Annotated in this window: 14 protein-coding genes; 4 read left to right on the forward strand and 10 right to left on the reverse strand. The window is 60.8% G+C overall.

The genetic code is table 11. The features are described 5' to 3' along the window. The first annotated feature begins 30 nt into the window (after positions 1-30). Positions 31-1,869, forward strand: a complete 1,839-nt coding sequence (glmS, locus tag F550_RS0112810; RefSeq protein ID WP_018148967.1) for a glutamine--fructose-6-phosphate transaminase (isomerizing) — start codon at positions 31-33, stop codon at positions 1,867-1,869. 304 nt (positions 1,870-2,173) lie between these two features. Here glmS and F550_RS18680 read toward each other — a convergent pair whose 3' ends face one another. Continuing rightward, positions 2,174-2,788, reverse strand: coding sequence for a TetR/AcrR family transcriptional regulator (locus F550_RS18680; RefSeq protein ID WP_018148969.1), 615 nt, complete (start codon positions 2,786-2,788; stop codon positions 2,174-2,176). Between the two features lie 73 nt (positions 2,789-2,861). On the opposite strand from F550_RS18680, the gene F550_RS0112825 reads away from it, so the two are divergent. Further along, the gene (locus tag F550_RS0112825; protein WP_040500543.1) at positions 2,862-3,851 is read left to right on the forward strand and encodes an NAD(P)H-dependent glycerol-3-phosphate dehydrogenase; all 990 of its coding nucleotides are present in this window, start codon (positions 2,862-2,864) and stop codon (positions 3,849-3,851) included. Positions 3,852-3,854: 3 nt separating this feature from the next. After that, positions 3,855-4,151, forward strand: coding sequence for a YciI family protein (locus F550_RS0112830; RefSeq protein WP_018148971.1), 297 nt, complete (start codon positions 3,855-3,857; stop codon positions 4,149-4,151). 1 nt (position 4,152) lies between these two features. Here F550_RS0112830 and F550_RS0112835 read toward each other — a convergent pair whose 3' ends face one another. The 6 genes from F550_RS0112835 to F550_RS0112860 all read right to left on the reverse strand — a co-directional run bounded on the left by F550_RS0112835 (position 4,153) and on the right by F550_RS0112860 (position 10,213). Then, a complete protein-coding gene (locus F550_RS0112835) occupies positions 4,153-4,968 on the reverse strand; it encodes a hypothetical protein (protein WP_018148972.1) in 816 nt (271 codons plus the stop codon). Positions 4,969-5,011: 43 nt separating this feature from the next. After that, positions 5,012-5,542 (reverse strand): TerB family tellurite resistance protein, encoded by a 531-nt coding sequence (locus F550_RS0112840; protein WP_018148973.1) that lies wholly within the window; start codon positions 5,540-5,542, stop codon positions 5,012-5,014. 75 nt (positions 5,543-5,617) lie between these two features. Then, the gene (locus F550_RS0112845) at positions 5,618-7,921 is read right to left on the reverse strand and encodes a PQQ-dependent dehydrogenase, methanol/ethanol family (protein ID WP_018148974.1); all 2,304 of its coding nucleotides are present in this window, start codon (positions 7,919-7,921) and stop codon (positions 5,618-5,620) included. A 118-nt stretch (positions 7,922-8,039) separates the two neighbouring features. Beyond that, the gene (pyrF, locus tag F550_RS0112850) at positions 8,040-8,918 is read right to left on the reverse strand and encodes an orotidine-5'-phosphate decarboxylase (protein WP_018148975.1); all 879 of its coding nucleotides are present in this window, start codon (positions 8,916-8,918) and stop codon (positions 8,040-8,042) included. Further along, positions 8,915-9,760 carry a S1 family peptidase gene (locus F550_RS0112855; RefSeq protein ID WP_018148976.1) on the reverse strand — a complete coding sequence of 282 codons (846 nt, stop codon included), beginning with the start codon at positions 9,758-9,760 and terminating at the stop codon, positions 8,915-8,917. The genes pyrF and F550_RS0112855 overlap by 4 nt, the downstream gene beginning before the upstream one ends. 21 nt (positions 9,761-9,781) lie before the next feature. Continuing rightward, the gene (locus F550_RS0112860; RefSeq protein ID WP_018148977.1) at positions 9,782-10,213 is read right to left on the reverse strand and encodes a DUF350 domain-containing protein; all 432 of its coding nucleotides are present in this window, start codon (positions 10,211-10,213) and stop codon (positions 9,782-9,784) included. A 76-nt stretch (positions 10,214-10,289) separates the two neighbouring features. Between F550_RS0112860 and F550_RS0112865 the strand changes: the two genes are divergently transcribed. Then, positions 10,290-11,075 (forward strand): 3-hydroxybutyrate dehydrogenase, encoded by a 786-nt coding sequence (locus F550_RS0112865; protein WP_018148978.1) that lies wholly within the window; start codon positions 10,290-10,292, stop codon positions 11,073-11,075. A gap of 25 nt (positions 11,076-11,100) precedes the next feature. Here the strand turns inward: F550_RS0112865 and F550_RS0112870 are convergent, their stop codons facing one another. The 3 genes from F550_RS0112870 to F550_RS0112880 are packed head-to-tail and all read right to left on the reverse strand — an operon-like array spanning position 11,101 to position 14,080. Continuing rightward, positions 11,101-12,372 carry an HlyC/CorC family transporter gene (locus tag F550_RS0112870; protein WP_018148979.1) on the reverse strand — a complete coding sequence of 424 codons (1,272 nt, stop codon included), beginning with the start codon at positions 12,370-12,372 and terminating at the stop codon, positions 11,101-11,103. 3 nt (positions 12,373-12,375) lie between these two features. Next, on the reverse strand, positions 12,376-13,506 hold the full coding sequence (gene aroB / locus F550_RS0112875; protein ID WP_018148980.1) for a 3-dehydroquinate synthase: 1,131 nt from the start codon (positions 13,504-13,506) through the stop codon (positions 12,376-12,378). After that, positions 13,499-14,080, reverse strand: a complete 582-nt coding sequence (locus F550_RS0112880; RefSeq protein WP_018148981.1) for a shikimate kinase — start codon at positions 14,078-14,080, stop codon at positions 13,499-13,501. The genes aroB and F550_RS0112880 overlap by 8 nt, the downstream gene beginning before the upstream one ends. Between the last annotated feature and the right edge of the window lie 41 nt (positions 14,081-14,121).

Below are 14,121 nucleotides of genomic sequence, written 5' to 3' on the forward strand. Positions count from 1 at the left end.
AAGCAGACCAGCGACAAGGGGCGAACGAGCATGTGTGGGATTATCGGTATTCTCGGGCAGGAACCGGCAGCGCCAAGGCTGATCGATGCGCTGCGGCGGCTCGAATATCGCGGTTATGACAGTGCTGGCATCGCGACGCTGGATGCCGATGGCAAGCTGGACCGCAGGCGTGCGCCAGGTAAGCTCAACAATCTCGACGAGGCTGTGTCGGCAAATCCGATCACCGGAAATCAGGGCATTGGCCACACACGCTGGGCGACGCATGGCTCCCCCACGGTGGGCAATGCGCACCCACATGTGTCTGGGCCCGTGGCCGTGGTTCACAACGGGATCATCGAAAATTTTCGTGAGCTTCGCCAGGAGCTGGAAGCAAAGGGCCATCGCTTCGATACCGAAACCGATACCGAAACGATTGCCCATCTGATTGCTTCGAACATTCAGAAGGGACTAGGTGAGGTCGAGGCCGTTAAGGCGGCGGTCGCACGTCTTGAGGGCGCGTTTGCGCTGGCGCTTCTGTTCGAAGGACGTCCGGACCTTCTTGTCGGCGCCCGCAAGGGCTCTCCGCTGGCGATCGGTGTGGGTGATGACGAGATGTTTCTCGGTTCAGACGCGCTTGCCGTCGCACCGTTCACGAACCGCGTCATCTATCTTGATGAGGGCGATGTCTGCGTCCTTCGCCATGATGGCTACGAGATCTTTGACCGAAAGGACAAGCCGGTCGAGCGGTCGATCAGCATCGTCCAGGGCGCAGGGGCCGCTGCCGAGAAGGGCAATTATCGCCACTTCATGCAGAAGGAAATCTTCGAACAGCCCGATTCCACCGGCCGCACGATCGGCGCTTATACAAACATTTTGCGCCAGACGATCGAGCTCCCCGGTGAGGGTGGCAGCGAGATTGACTGGTCGGAGGTGACGAGTCTCTACATGATCGCGTGTGGCACAGCGCACTATGCCACCCGCGTGGCTGAATACTGGTTCGAGCAATGCGCGGGCCTGCCGGTGAAGACCGATATCGCCTCGGAGTTCCGCTATCGCGAGCCAGCCTTGCCCGCAAAAGGCGGGCTTGCGCTGTTCGTCAGCCAGTCCGGTGAGACAGCAGATACGCTGGCAGCGCTGCGCTATTGTAAAGAGCGGGGCATGAAGACCGCCGCCGTGGTCAATGTGCCGACCTCGACGATTGCCCGGGAAGCCGACCTTGTCCTGCCGACGCTTGCTGGCCCCGAAATTGGTGTTGCGTCGACCAAGGCGTTTACCGCGCAGCTATCGGCCCTTGCGGCTGTGGCCATTTCAGCGGGGCGTGCCCGCGAGAAACTGTCGCGGGACGCGGAAATCCGTCTTGTGCGCGCCCTGACAGAATTGCCGCGCCTCATATCGACGACGCTGCAGCTCGATGACCGGATCGCAGAGCTTGCGCGCGATATCGCGAAGGCGCGCGATGTCATCTATCTCGGCCGCGGTGTGCACTATCCGATCGCGCTCGAGGGCGCGCTCAAGCTGAAGGAAGTGAGCTATATTCACGCTGAAGGCTATGCGTCGGGCGAGCTCAAGCACGGCCCGATTGCGCTCATCGATGAGCAGACGCCCGTCATCTTCGTGGCGCCATTTGACGGACTGTTCGACAAGTCGCTGTCCAACCTCCAGGAAGTGGCCGCCCGTCGGGGCGAGGTGATGCTGATCTCAGACGCGGCAGGTGTCAGGGCCGCTGGTGATACGCCGGCCAGCCGGATCGAACTGCCAGACTGCGACCCGTTTATTGCGCCGATTCTCTATTCGATTCCGATCCAGCTGCTGGCCTATCATGTGGCCGTCGAGAAGGGCACGGATGTCGACCAGCCCCGTAATCTTGCCAAGTCGGTGACCGTCGAATAGCCGCCGGCACAATTGCCGAAAGCACAAAAAGAAAGCCCCGCTGGCATCACGCTGGCGGGGCTTTCTGTTTTGGTCTTACCAGATCGATCAGGTGATCAGGCCAGCGCCGAATAGGGCGAATATGGAAAGGCCGGCAGCCATTGGCAGGCTGACCAGCATTGCGAAGATGCCCTGACGGGTCTCGGAGGAGGAAACGCTCATTATTTTTAGTCCTTCTGCATTCCGGACAGGCGAGCTTGTCTGCACCGGTAAGAAGGATATGGCACTAGTCCATAAAATAATCAATGAACGAAATGAAAATTATTCAGTGTTCAGTTTCGGCCGTCTTGTTGATACCCCTTGCAAGGGCCGCCTCGATAATGTCGAGAACGCCGTTCAGTTCCCGCCGCAGCTTGGGCAGGGTGAGGCGTGAGAAGAGTTGCGGAAAGCGGTACTTCATCAGCGCCGACTGGATCATCTCTGCGGTATAATTGCAGTCTGTGATGGGCGCGAAGTCACCGCGTTCGACGCCGTCCTCCAGTATTGTGCAGAGATATATGCGTTCCTGTGCGAGCCCCTCATTCATGAAGAGCGGCCGTTCCTCGCCAAGCACTTCTGCAACTTCGAGGATTTTGGCTTCCCGCTCTATCGCGTCGAATGTCTGGCCGAGATTGTGGTGAAAGACCTGCCGGAGCCGCTGTGCCGGCGGGCCGTTACCGCGCGCGATCTCCGAATAGGTCTGATAAAGCTCGGCATTGAACTGGCGGGCCATCGCCTCGGCAATATCCAGCTTCGAGGCAAAGAAGCGGTAGATATTGCCAGCCGACATATCGCAATCGCCTGCGATTTCCGACATGGTTGTTTTGCCATATCCGTAGTGTTTGATACGGTTCATGGCCGCATCCAGGATTTGCTCGCGGGTCTTGGATTTATCATTCATGGGCCGAGGATACGGAAATCCTCTGAATGATCAATAAATTCTTCAGAAGCTTCTTCAGTCAGGATGACGCCAAATGCAGACCATAGGAATATTGGGGGCCGGTGCATGGGGCACTGCGCTGGCAGCGACCGCAGCCAAAGCCGGGCGGGATGTGCGTATCTGGGCGCTTGAGGCGGATGTCGCTGAAGCGCTGAGCGCGGGCGAGGGCAATCCGGTCTTCCTTCCCGGCATCGATCTTCCTGCCATGAAGTCTTCAACGGATATGAGCGTGCTGGCCGGGTGTGAGGCGATCCTGGCGGTCGTGCCTGCGCAACATGCGCGCAGCACGTTTCAGACACTCTCCCAGCATCTTTCGCCCGGTGTGCCGATCCTGCTCTGTTCCAAGGGGATAGAGAAGACGTCGCTTAGCCTGATGACGGATGTGGTGCATGAGACATTGCCGCAAGCGACCCCGGCGGTCCTGTCGGGTCCGAGCTTTGCCGCCGATGTGGCGCGGGGCCTTCCAACGGCGGTGACGCTTGCCTGCGCAGACAGGGAAATGGGCGTTGCGCTCATGCAGGCGATCGGGCGCAGCACTTTCCGGCCGTACTGGTCGAATGATCTCATCGGCGCGGAAGTTGGCGGGGCAGTCAAAAACGTTCTGGCCATTGCGTGCGGCATTGTCGAGGGACTTGAGCTGGGGAAATCGGCACATGCCGCGCTCATTTCGCGAGGGTTTGCAGAGATGACGCGGCTTGCTGTCGCCATGGGCGCGCAGCCCAAGACATTGGCGGGCCTTTGCGGTCTTGGCGATCTGGTCCTCACATGCTCATCGACGCAGTCGCGCAATATGAGTTTCGGCAAGGCGCTCGGTGAAGGCCGGAAGGCAGAAGATATTCTCGCCGAACGCAATTCCGTGACCGAGGGCGTCGCAACGGCGCCAGCCCTGATCGAAATTGCCGCCCGCGAAGGCGTCGCCATGCCGATCTGTCAGGCGGTGCACGAGGTCCTGGACGGCCAGAAGAATGTAGATGAAGCGATAACGGCGCTACTAAACAGGCCGTTCACAGACGAAGGTAGCTGAAGAATGGCGCAATTCCTGATCAATGCCCGCGACAAGGCTGGCGCACTCGAGGTTCGGATGGAGAACCGCCCAGCCCACCTCGATTGGGCAAAAGCCCACGCAGACAAGGTCCTGATGGCCGGGCCTGTGTTCGGCGATGATGGAGAAACGTTTGCAGGCTCAACATTCGTGGTCGAGTTCGACAGCCTCGCCGATGCGAAGGCATGGGCGGCAGAGGACCCTTATGCCAAGGCAGGTCTTTTTGAGACGGTAGAGATCCGCCCCTTCAACTGGCTGCTTGGCGGCGGCAAGCCTGACTAGATCAGGGCTTGGGCGGGGTCATAAGGTCGTAGCCGAGGTCGTGACGGAACAGCGAATCGACTCGCTCGCGGTAAATATCCATCGCTTCACCTGAAAACTGCTCGGCGAGCGGGGTCTTGCGGAACTGCAGCACGTTGGCTTCGCCTTCCGGGTCGACCTTTTTAGCCATGGCGTCCTTGGTGCCCGCTTTCAGGGCGCCGTCCAGTGCTTTCGAGGTAAGCGCGATCTGCCAGTGCGCGGCCATGCCGCCAAGAATGGCGCGCGGATTGGCCCGTGTATCCTCATAGTGGACGCGGTAGATACGGTCGCCGGCTTTGTCGAGGATGTCGCCCCACCGGTTCCAGAAGCGTGCAAGCCAGTAGAGGTCGCAGCGGTAGACCGAGCCTGACGGATCGCCGCGCAGATAGTCGAGCCAGTCGACGCCGAGCTCATGGTTCCACTTGGCGTGGTGGCTGGCGAGGATGGCCATAGGGTGGCGGACAAAGAGGACATAGGGCGGCAGGCCCGCAATCCCGCGTGCCCAGGTCCAGTCGGCGAGCCTGTGCGGGATGGTATGGCTGAAAGCGAGGCGTGGCAGCTCAGGAAAGGTCGGCTTGTCCTTAGGCCAGCCGATATAGGGCCGAACCGCGTTCTCGGAGAAGTATTCTGGTCGGGCCACGCCATATGTGTCGGCGAGCGCGACGGCGAACATGTACTTTACCCAGTGAGTGCCGGAATTCTTTGACGTGACCAGAACGCCGTCAAAAGCGCGGTGGCGCAGGATGGAGAAGTTTCCCCAATTGTCCTTGCGGACACGTTTTTCATAGGCATCGCTCATGGCGCCGAGTTGTACAGCGAGCCGCGGGCCTCTGCCAAGCGTATCAGTTCAGGCCCGCCTTGCGCCGCCATACCTGGATGAGGTCACGTTCTGCCGTTGAGGCTTTGCCATCCGCGACGGCAACGTTTTCCAGCATGGCGCAAAGATCGTCGACTTCCTTGGGCCCTATGCCGGGGGATTTAAGAACGACGTCGCTCATTTGCTCCATGACGTTGCGTGGCGGCGGGCTGCGGCGGGCTGCCCATCCGGCATTTGCGATCAGGTCCTCGGCATCAGCATCTGTCGCACCAAAGTGCGCCTTTATTTCTTCGCGAATGGTGGTGTCCTGGCGGTCTGACGACGCGCCGCGCGTGCGGGCGACCTGCATCATCATGATGACCGCGGCCTGTCTTGGGTCTGAAACCCCGCCGAGCGCCGATTTTCCGGCTGTGGCCTCGCTCCGCTTGCGGCTGCGATCTGCAACACCCTTTGCCGCCCTGTATGTGCCTCGCGCGGCGCTCGAGATCATGCGGATGCGATGATACCAGAGCGCGAGCAGGGTAATGAGACCAATCAGTCCCAGCAGAATGTGCATTAAAAAACTCCCCGGCGGGTGTGCCGGGGAGTTTATGGTTTTCGCGCTCTCAGTGAAAGCGATTAGCGCTGCGGCCTACTGCTCACCTGTTTCCATTTCAGGCTCGACGTCGGACTCCATGCCGGGGCCGATGGCTTCATCGGACGGCTCTGGGCCTGCGCCGGTTGGGGCAGCTGGGCCGCCATCACCATCGCCGCGGTTCATGTGCGCCTGCGTGACGACATAGGCGCGGATGGCCTCTGAGTCCTCAGGGGTGAGAACGTCATCGAAGGCAACCATGCCATTGCTGGCAAGAGCGCCGTTCATCACGACGTTATTCCAGGCATCGGCGCTTGCGGTATAGGTCGACCAGCGAAGGTCCGGCAGCACGCCGGAGCTGATGCCCAGAAGACCGTGGCAGACGCCGCAATTACGTGAGTAATGGATGAGGCCTGCTTCAAGCATTTCCTCGTCGCCGAAAGCTTCACTCTTTGGGGTCGGTTCGACAATAAGGTCGGTATCGAGCGGCGGTATTTCAGCCTCCCCGCCAAGCTTGAAGGTGATGACCTTGCCCAAGGCCGGTGGGACGGTGTCCTTGAACAGCATCCCGGCGGCCAGACCATAGGCATGACCCCAGCCGGTTGTGATGGTCACATATTGTTCGCCATCGACCTCGTAGGTCATCGGGCCTGACAGTGCGCCGGAGTTAAGCTGGTCGCTCCAAAGCTCTTCGCCAGTTGCTGCATCATAGGCAATGAAGCTACCGTCGAGCTTGCCCTGGAACACAATCCCGCTTGCGGTTGACAGGAGGCCGCCATTCCAGCCGGCTTCATGCTCAACTGTCCAGCGCGCTTCCTGTGCCACAGGGTCCCAGGCCACAAGTGTGCCTTTCGCGGCCGCGCGCAGTGCCTGCACAGTACCTTCGGGATAGCGCAGCGGCATGCCGGCGGAGAAGTCCATGCCGGTATTCCATTTGGATGGTTTCGAATTGAAGCGCGGATCAGTAATGTAGGCCTGACCCAGCTCCATTGCCGGAATGTAGACAAGGCCAAGGTCCGGATTCATCGCCATCGGATGCCAGTTATGGGCGCCATAGGGCGCAGGCACCTGAACGAAGCCGCTATAGGTGGCCGGATCATTATTGCGCGCTTCAGGGTTTTCGATCGGACGGCCGTCCTCATCGAGGCCTTCGGCCCAGTTGATGGTTGCGTAAGGCTCACCGGAGATGAGCTCCCCCGTTGCCGCATCCACGACATAGAAAAAGCCGTTCTTTGGCGCCTGCATCGCGACGCGGCGGGTCTCACCATTCTCACCGAGCGGAAGCTCAGCCAGCATGATGTGCTGGGTCGCCGTATAGTCCCAATTGTCGCGCGGGGTGGTCTGATAGTGCCAGTTATATTCACCGGTATCGGCGTTCACTGCGACGATGGAGGAAACAAAAAGGTTGTCGCCATCACTGCTGGGGTCGCGAATGTCGGCATTCCAAGGCGACCCGTTGCCGACGCCGAAGATGATCTGGTTGTTGACCTCGTCATAGACGATCGAGTCCCAGACAGTACCACCGCCGCCATCGGTGACCCAGGCGCCATCATCGCCCCATGTCTCGTTCGCGAGTTCTGCGAAGATTGCGTCAGAGGCGGCGCCGTCCGGCTCCTTGTTGGGGTTCGGGACGGTGTAGAAACGCCAGTCCAGATCGCCCGTTTCTGCGTCATAGGCTGACAGATAGCCGCGAACGCCAAGTTCTGCGCCGCCATTGCCGATCAGTACATTGCCTTTGACGATGCGCGGGGCCCCGGTGATCGTGTAGGGCTTCGACTGGTCGACGGTGACCTTGCTCCATTCGACCTCGCCTGTTTCGGCGTCGAGCGCCTCAAGGCGGCCATCAATGACACCGACATAAACCTTGCCGTCATAGACGGCGACGCCGCGGTTCACGACATCGCAGCAGGCCTTTACGCCGACCGCTTTGTCGACCTCTGGATCGTATACCCAGAGCTCGTCACCCGTGACCGGGTCGAGGGCGTAAACCACCGACCACGAAGAGGTGAGGTACATGACGCCGTCGACGACGATCGGTGTGGACTCGATGCCGCGTCCTGTCTGAAGACCATAGGTCCAGGCGGGGGCAAGCTCACTGATGTTTTCCTCGGTGATGCCGGTCAGCCCGGAGTGGCGCTGCTCGTCATAGCTGCCATTATAGGTCAGCCACTCAGCAGGCGTATTGGCCGCATTTGCAAGACGCGCTTCATCGACACTGGCAGCGCCCGTAAGCGATGCTTCTGTGCCTGCTTCAGGCGGGGTGGGGGCTTGGACATTGGTACCGTCCTCAGACGGGTTTCCGCATGCCGTCAGCCAGAGTGCAGACAGCGTCGCTGTTGCAGCAAGGCGCACAGGTTTCATGATCCCTCCGGTGTTTCCTCAGATCGGCCCGTTCTTCTGGAGGCCGACACACGCTGCATGCTACGGGTTTCGCAGACCTTGTCGAGGCGGACGCAGGGTAAGGGACGCGCCCAAAAAGTTAACGGGTCGAAGCCGCCATGAGATCGGCCTGGGCGGCATTGATGGCACCCACCACGGCAGCTTGCCAGTCCTTCAAGGACGCCGCCCGTTGGGCTTCCGGGGGAAAACTCACCGACCGGGACGCGCTGACGACACCGCCGACGAACCGGTTTCCCCGTGGGACAAAGCCTGACAGTGCCTCGGCAGCGTTCGCGCCCTGTGCGCCGTAGCCGGGCACCAGGAAGAGGGCATGCGGTGCGAGGTCTCGCAGGCGGCGGGCCTCATCCGGGCCGGTTGCACCTGTCACGAGCATCAGGCCCGACCAGCCGCTGTCGCCCTTGAGGCGTTCGATCATCGGGGCAAGAGCTTCGACCACGCGCTCGAAAAGCGGCGCGCCTTCAAGTGCCTTGGACTGGAAATCGGCTGAGCCGGGATTGGATGTACGGGCTAGAACGATCACGCCTTTTGCGTTCTCTTCGGCGGCGCGGACGTGCGGCTCCAGCGTGTCGATGCCCATATAGGGGTTCACCGTCAGGGCGTCACACGGGAAGGGCGCATCTGCGGTGAGGAAAGCCGAAGCATAGCCCTCTGCGGTGGATCCAATATCGCCGCGTTTGGCATCCATGAGGACGGTCAGGCCAGCGTCCCGCGCGGCCTCAAGAATGACGGCCAGCGCCCGCATACCCTGCCAGCCATGACGCTCATAGAAGGCAGACTGTGGTTTGATCGCCCCGGCGCGGCCTTTTACGGCCTCGATCATGGCGAGACCCCAGGCTTCGAGACCCTCCGGCGTGTCGCCGCCGAAAAGGGCCGGCACACGGCCCGCATGAGGGTCCAGTCCGACGCACAGCGGTCCGAACTCATCGGTTGCGGCAACAAGGCGATCGGCAAAACTCATAGGGCGCCCGCCTCCATGGGTTCATCCACCTGGCAGGCGACTTTGACGACCTGCAGGCTCTGTCGGACGCGGTCGGCCGAGCCGCCATAGTTGCTTGGCTCGAAAGGCACGGGGCGTTCACCAAGCGGGACGACATCCTGTTCGGCGAGGAACGTCCGGATGGTCTCAGGCGAGGCGCTATAAAGGCGTCCACGGCGCGGGCTCTCGGCGATAATCACGCCGCGTACCTTGCCCTCTGCGTCGTAGACCGGTCCGCCGCTGAGTCCACCAAGCGTGCCATCGAGGTCTGACGTGCGTCCTGTTTCGGCCCAGGCGAGAACTGATTCCTCGCCAACGCGTCGGCCCCTCGAAATAAGTCTTGAGCGGGAGATAAGCCGGCTCGCCGCTTCTCCGGGCCGGCCCTGCGGATAGCCGACATGATAGCCATAGCTGCCGACCTCCAGATCATTCGAGATATCGAGCGCAACGGGTGCCATGCTGGGCGGCGCATAAAGGAGCGCCAGGTCGTTCGTGTCCGATAATGAGACATCGCGGACAGGCAGATAGCGGTTGGGTGCCACAAGAAGGGACACATCGCTGCACCCGTCGACCACGTGTCGGGCGGTCAGCCAGTATCCATCGGTGTTGATCGAGAAGGCCGTGCCGATCCCGTCCCGGGGCGCTTCAACGCGCACGAGAACGGCTTCATCGAAGGCGGATGGCGGCGGCAGGGTCGCGCCTTCCCGCTCAATCGAGTCCGGTGTCGCGGGCGGCGCATCCTGGTTCGGCGAAATGGAAAACACGCCGATGACGAGCGCCCCAAGCGCAGCCAGGTAGAAGATCCAGTCAGGTATGTATCTCACAATCGATGCGCCTCCTTGGGGCTAGAAGCGCTGCAGCGCTGGATCCCAGAGGCCGGCGGCGAGGAGCATGGCACTTGCGATCTTGGTTCCGATGAGAACGATCGCGGCGCCCGCCTCATCGGCCTGGATACGCTTCGGGAGGTCACCGAGGAGGAGGTCGGTCAATCTGTAGGCCAGAAGCTGGAGGATAAGGGAGACGAGGCCCCAGAGAACCAGGTCCGCCAAGGACACGCTGGAGGCAAGACAGGAGGCCAGCGGGATGGCAAGGCCGACAATCGCGCCGGATAGGGCAAGACCTGCAGTGCCGTTGCCGCCGCGTACCAGCGCCAGTTCCTTCCAGGGTGTCAGCAATATGTAGATCGCGACCGCGAGGATCAGCATGAGACCGGCGGTACCGGTCCACATCAGGAAAGTCGGAAAACCTTCCTGAAAGGACTGAAAGACTGAACCCATGGCAACCTCTACTATTCTGTTGTGACGGTCTGTCCTAGACAAGGCAGACACCTCACTCAAGCAGAACGGATGCCACATGTTGCATAAGGGAAAAACCGCGCTCGTAACCGGCTCAACCAGCGGTATTGGCAAAGCCATTGCGAAAGCCTTTGCACGGGAAGGCGCGAATGTTGTTCTGAACGGGCTGGTCAAACCTGGCGAAGACGAAGCGCTGGTCAAGGAATTCAAGTCTGAGTTCGATGTCGAGGTGGGGTTCTCGGGGGCAAATTTGACAGACCCCGAAGCCATTGAGGGCCTGATCGGCTATACGGTTCGCGAGTTTGGCGGCGTCGACATCCTCGCCAATAATGCAGGTGTCCAGCATGTCTCGCCGATCGAGGATTTTCCGGTCGACAAGTGGGATCTGATCATTGCGCTCAATCTGACAGCGGCGTTCCACACGACGCGGATGGTGATGGGGCCGATGAAGGAAAAGGGATGGGGCCGCATCATCAACACGGCCAGTGCGCACGCGCTTGTCGCCTCGCCGTTCAAATCCGCCTATGTCGCCGCCAAGCACGGCATTGCGGGCCTGACCAAGGTGGTCGCGCTGGAGGGTGCGCAATCAGGTGTTCGCTGTAACGCCATCTGCCCGGGCTATGTGCACACGCCGTTGGTCGATGCGCAGATTGCCGATACTGCCAGGGCGCGTGGCATCAGCGAAGAAGAGGTCAAACAGACCGTTCTGCTGGCTGCGCAACCGACCAAGGAATTTGTGACCGCCGAACAGGTTGGCGACATGGCGGTCTTCCTGACCAGCCCGTCCGCGAACCAGATCAATGGTGCCCTCATGCAGATGGATGGCGGTTGGGTCGCGCAGTAAGCGCGTCCAATAGGCGCGCCCTGATCTATTCTTCTTCTGGCTCTTCCGGCATCGGCGCGACGCGCAGGCCCGTGATCTGGTTGCGGGTCTTGCGGATGATGTCGAAGCGGTGACCGTGGAAGGCAAAGCGCTGACCCGGTTCCGGGATCGTCTGGGCTTCGTGAATGACGAGGCCTGCGACCGTGACGGCTTCCTCATCGGGAAGCTGCCAGCCGGTTGCCCGGTTGAGGTCGCGGATCGTCACCCAGCCCTCGGTGATGACCGAGCCGTCCGATTGCGGGCGCACGCCCTGAACGGGCACGTCGTGCTCGTCGCGAATATCGCCGACAATCTCTTCCAGAATGTCTTCCAGCGTCAGAAGGCCCTGCAGCTCGCCATATTCATCGATCACGAGCGCGAAGTGATTGCGCTGCTTAAGGAAGAGGTCGAGCTGGTCCTGTAGTGGGGTCGTTTCGGGTACGAACCAGGGCTCCCGCAGCAGCTCCGTCATATCGATGCCGTCAATCGTGCCCTTTTGCTGCACGACGGCGCGCAAAAGATCTTTGACGTGCAGGATGCCGGTAATCTCGTCATCCTCTGCATTGTAGAGCGGGATGCGTGTATGCGGGCTGTTGAGGGCTTGCCGGATGATCTCGCCGGAGGTCTGTGTGCTGTCCAGCATGGTGATGTTCTTGCGGTGGATCATCACCTCTTCGACGGTCATGTCCTTGAGGTCGAGCGCGCCGACAAGCCGGTGGCGGTCCGCCTCGTCCACACCGCCTTCGAAATGGTGGTAATCAATCGCGCCGCGGATTTCCTCTTCGGCCGTGAAATCTGCATCCGGGGCCGCCGCGCCGATCATGCGAAGCGTGAAATTCACGATCGTCTGGATAATGATGACGATCCAGGCGGCCCCTGCAACCAGCCAGGAAATCGGCTTTGCAACGGACATGGCCATACGGTCGGCGCGGGTGATGGCATAGGTCTTCGGCAGGACTTCGGCGAAAATAAGCACCAGGATGGTCATCACGGCGGTTGCGACCGCAACACCGGCAGCGCCTGGCATCAGCGAGGCAAACAGCGTTGTGGCCAGCGCCGACGCAAGGATATTGACGAGGTTATTGCCGAGCAGGATTGCGCCGATCAGCCTCTCACGGTCTGAGAGAAGCCCTGTGACTTTCGCCGCCCGCTTGTCACCGTCGCGCTCGAGCTGGTGCATCCGTGTGCGAGAGGCGGCCGTCAGCGCAGTTTCGGAGCCTGAAAAGAAAGCCGACATCCCAAGCAGGCACAGGATGGCGATAAATGTTCCAATAATCATGGCTTAGCTCCGCTGGAGCTCCTCTTGTAGAAATTCGCCAACATCGGCGAGGTCTGCATCAGGCTGGATGAATGCCTTGCCAAGGCCACGCGCAAGGATGAGCGGGACACGGCCTGCGCGGCCCTTCTTGTCCTGCTTCATCGCTTCGACGAGCGCATCGGATGGATATGGCCCCCCTGGTAAGCGCTTCAATTGTGTCACCAGACCCGCCTTTTCAAGCAGCGCCTCAGCGCGGGCAGCGTCCTCTGCCTGCATCAGACCCTGGCGGGCCGAATAATGAAGGGCGAGCGTCATGCCAGCAGCGACCGCTTCGCCGTGCAGGAGGGACGACTGGAAACCGTTTGCCGCTTCCAGCGCGTGGCCAAAAGTGTGGCCAAGGTTGAGAAGCGCCCGGACACCGGATTCGCGCTCATCCTGAGAGACGATGCGCGCCTTGGCGCGGCAGGAGATGGCAACCGCCTCGGCAAGCGCATCCTGATCGAGGTCGACCACGCGTTTGCCGTTCAGTTCCAGCCAGTCGAAAAAGTTCGGGTCGTCGATAAGCGCGTACTTGACGATCTCTGCATAGCCGGCGAGGCGTTCGCGTTCAGGCAGGGTCGAGAGGAGTTTCGTATCGGCAAGGACCAGGGCGGGCTGATAGAAGCTGCCGATGAGATTCTTGCCCTGCGCTGCGTTGACGGCTGTCTTGCCACCGACGGAGCTATCCACCTGCGCCAGAAGTGTTGTCGGGATCTGCACGAAGGTCATGCCGCGCTTCATGAGCGAAGCAGCAAGACCCGTCAGGTCGCCGACAATGCCGCCGCCGAGGGCGACAAGCACATCATCACGTCCCGCACCCTCGGACAGAAGCCAGTCGAGCACCTCGCCAAGCACAGCCCAGCTTTTTGAGCCTTCGCCGGGGGAGACAGCCTTGAGGCGCATCTGCAGGTCAGCCTCGGCGAGGCTTTTCTCAAGCTGGCCAGCATAGAACCCGCCAACCGTACCATCTGTCAGAACGAAAACGCGCGGCTGGCGCACTAAGGGCGCGATATAGCGACCAGCTACGTCCAGGAGACCGGCGCCGATCTCGATATCATAGCTGCGCGTGCCAAGCTCCACCCGGACGGTGTGGAGGGCAGCAAGGGTCTCAGTCATTATGGGTCTGGCTCCATTCATCTAGCGCCTGGAGAATACTATTGACCGTTGCGCGATGCGGACCTTCCACGCTTGTCACGACGAGGTCGGCCTTCTCGTAGATCGGCGATCTCTCGTCAAGGAGGCGGCCCAGTACGCCTTTCGGATCGTCTGCCCTGAGAAGCGGGCGATGGCTTCGCCGGGAAACCCGCCGCCAGAGCGTCTCGAGGTCGGCATTCAGCCAGATGGTAATTGCCTTGTCCCGCAAGAGATCGCGCGTTTCCGGATTAAGATAGGCCCCGCCGCCTGTTGCAAGGACATGAGGTGCCTCGCTGAGCAGGCGTTCGAGCACACGGCGCTCGCCACGGCGGAATTCGTCTTCGCCATGCAGCGAGAAGATGTCGGAAATGGAGAGGCCTGCGGCTTTCTCTATCTCATTATCGCTATCATAGAACTGTCGGCCAAGCGCCTCCGCGAGTCGCCGCCCGACGGTTGATTTGCCAGCGCCCATCAGCCCGACAAGCGCGACAGTGCGATTCGAAATGGCTTGCCCTATTTGTGCCGGGTCAGCGGTGTAACTACTCTTTGCGGTCATGGGCTTTTAAGCTCGCTCATGAGTGTCCTATACAGGCTCGA

This window comes from Henriciella marina DSM 19595 (assembly GCF_000376805.1).
GTDB classification, from domain to species: Bacteria; Pseudomonadota; Alphaproteobacteria; order Caulobacterales; family Hyphomonadaceae; genus Henriciella; species Henriciella marina.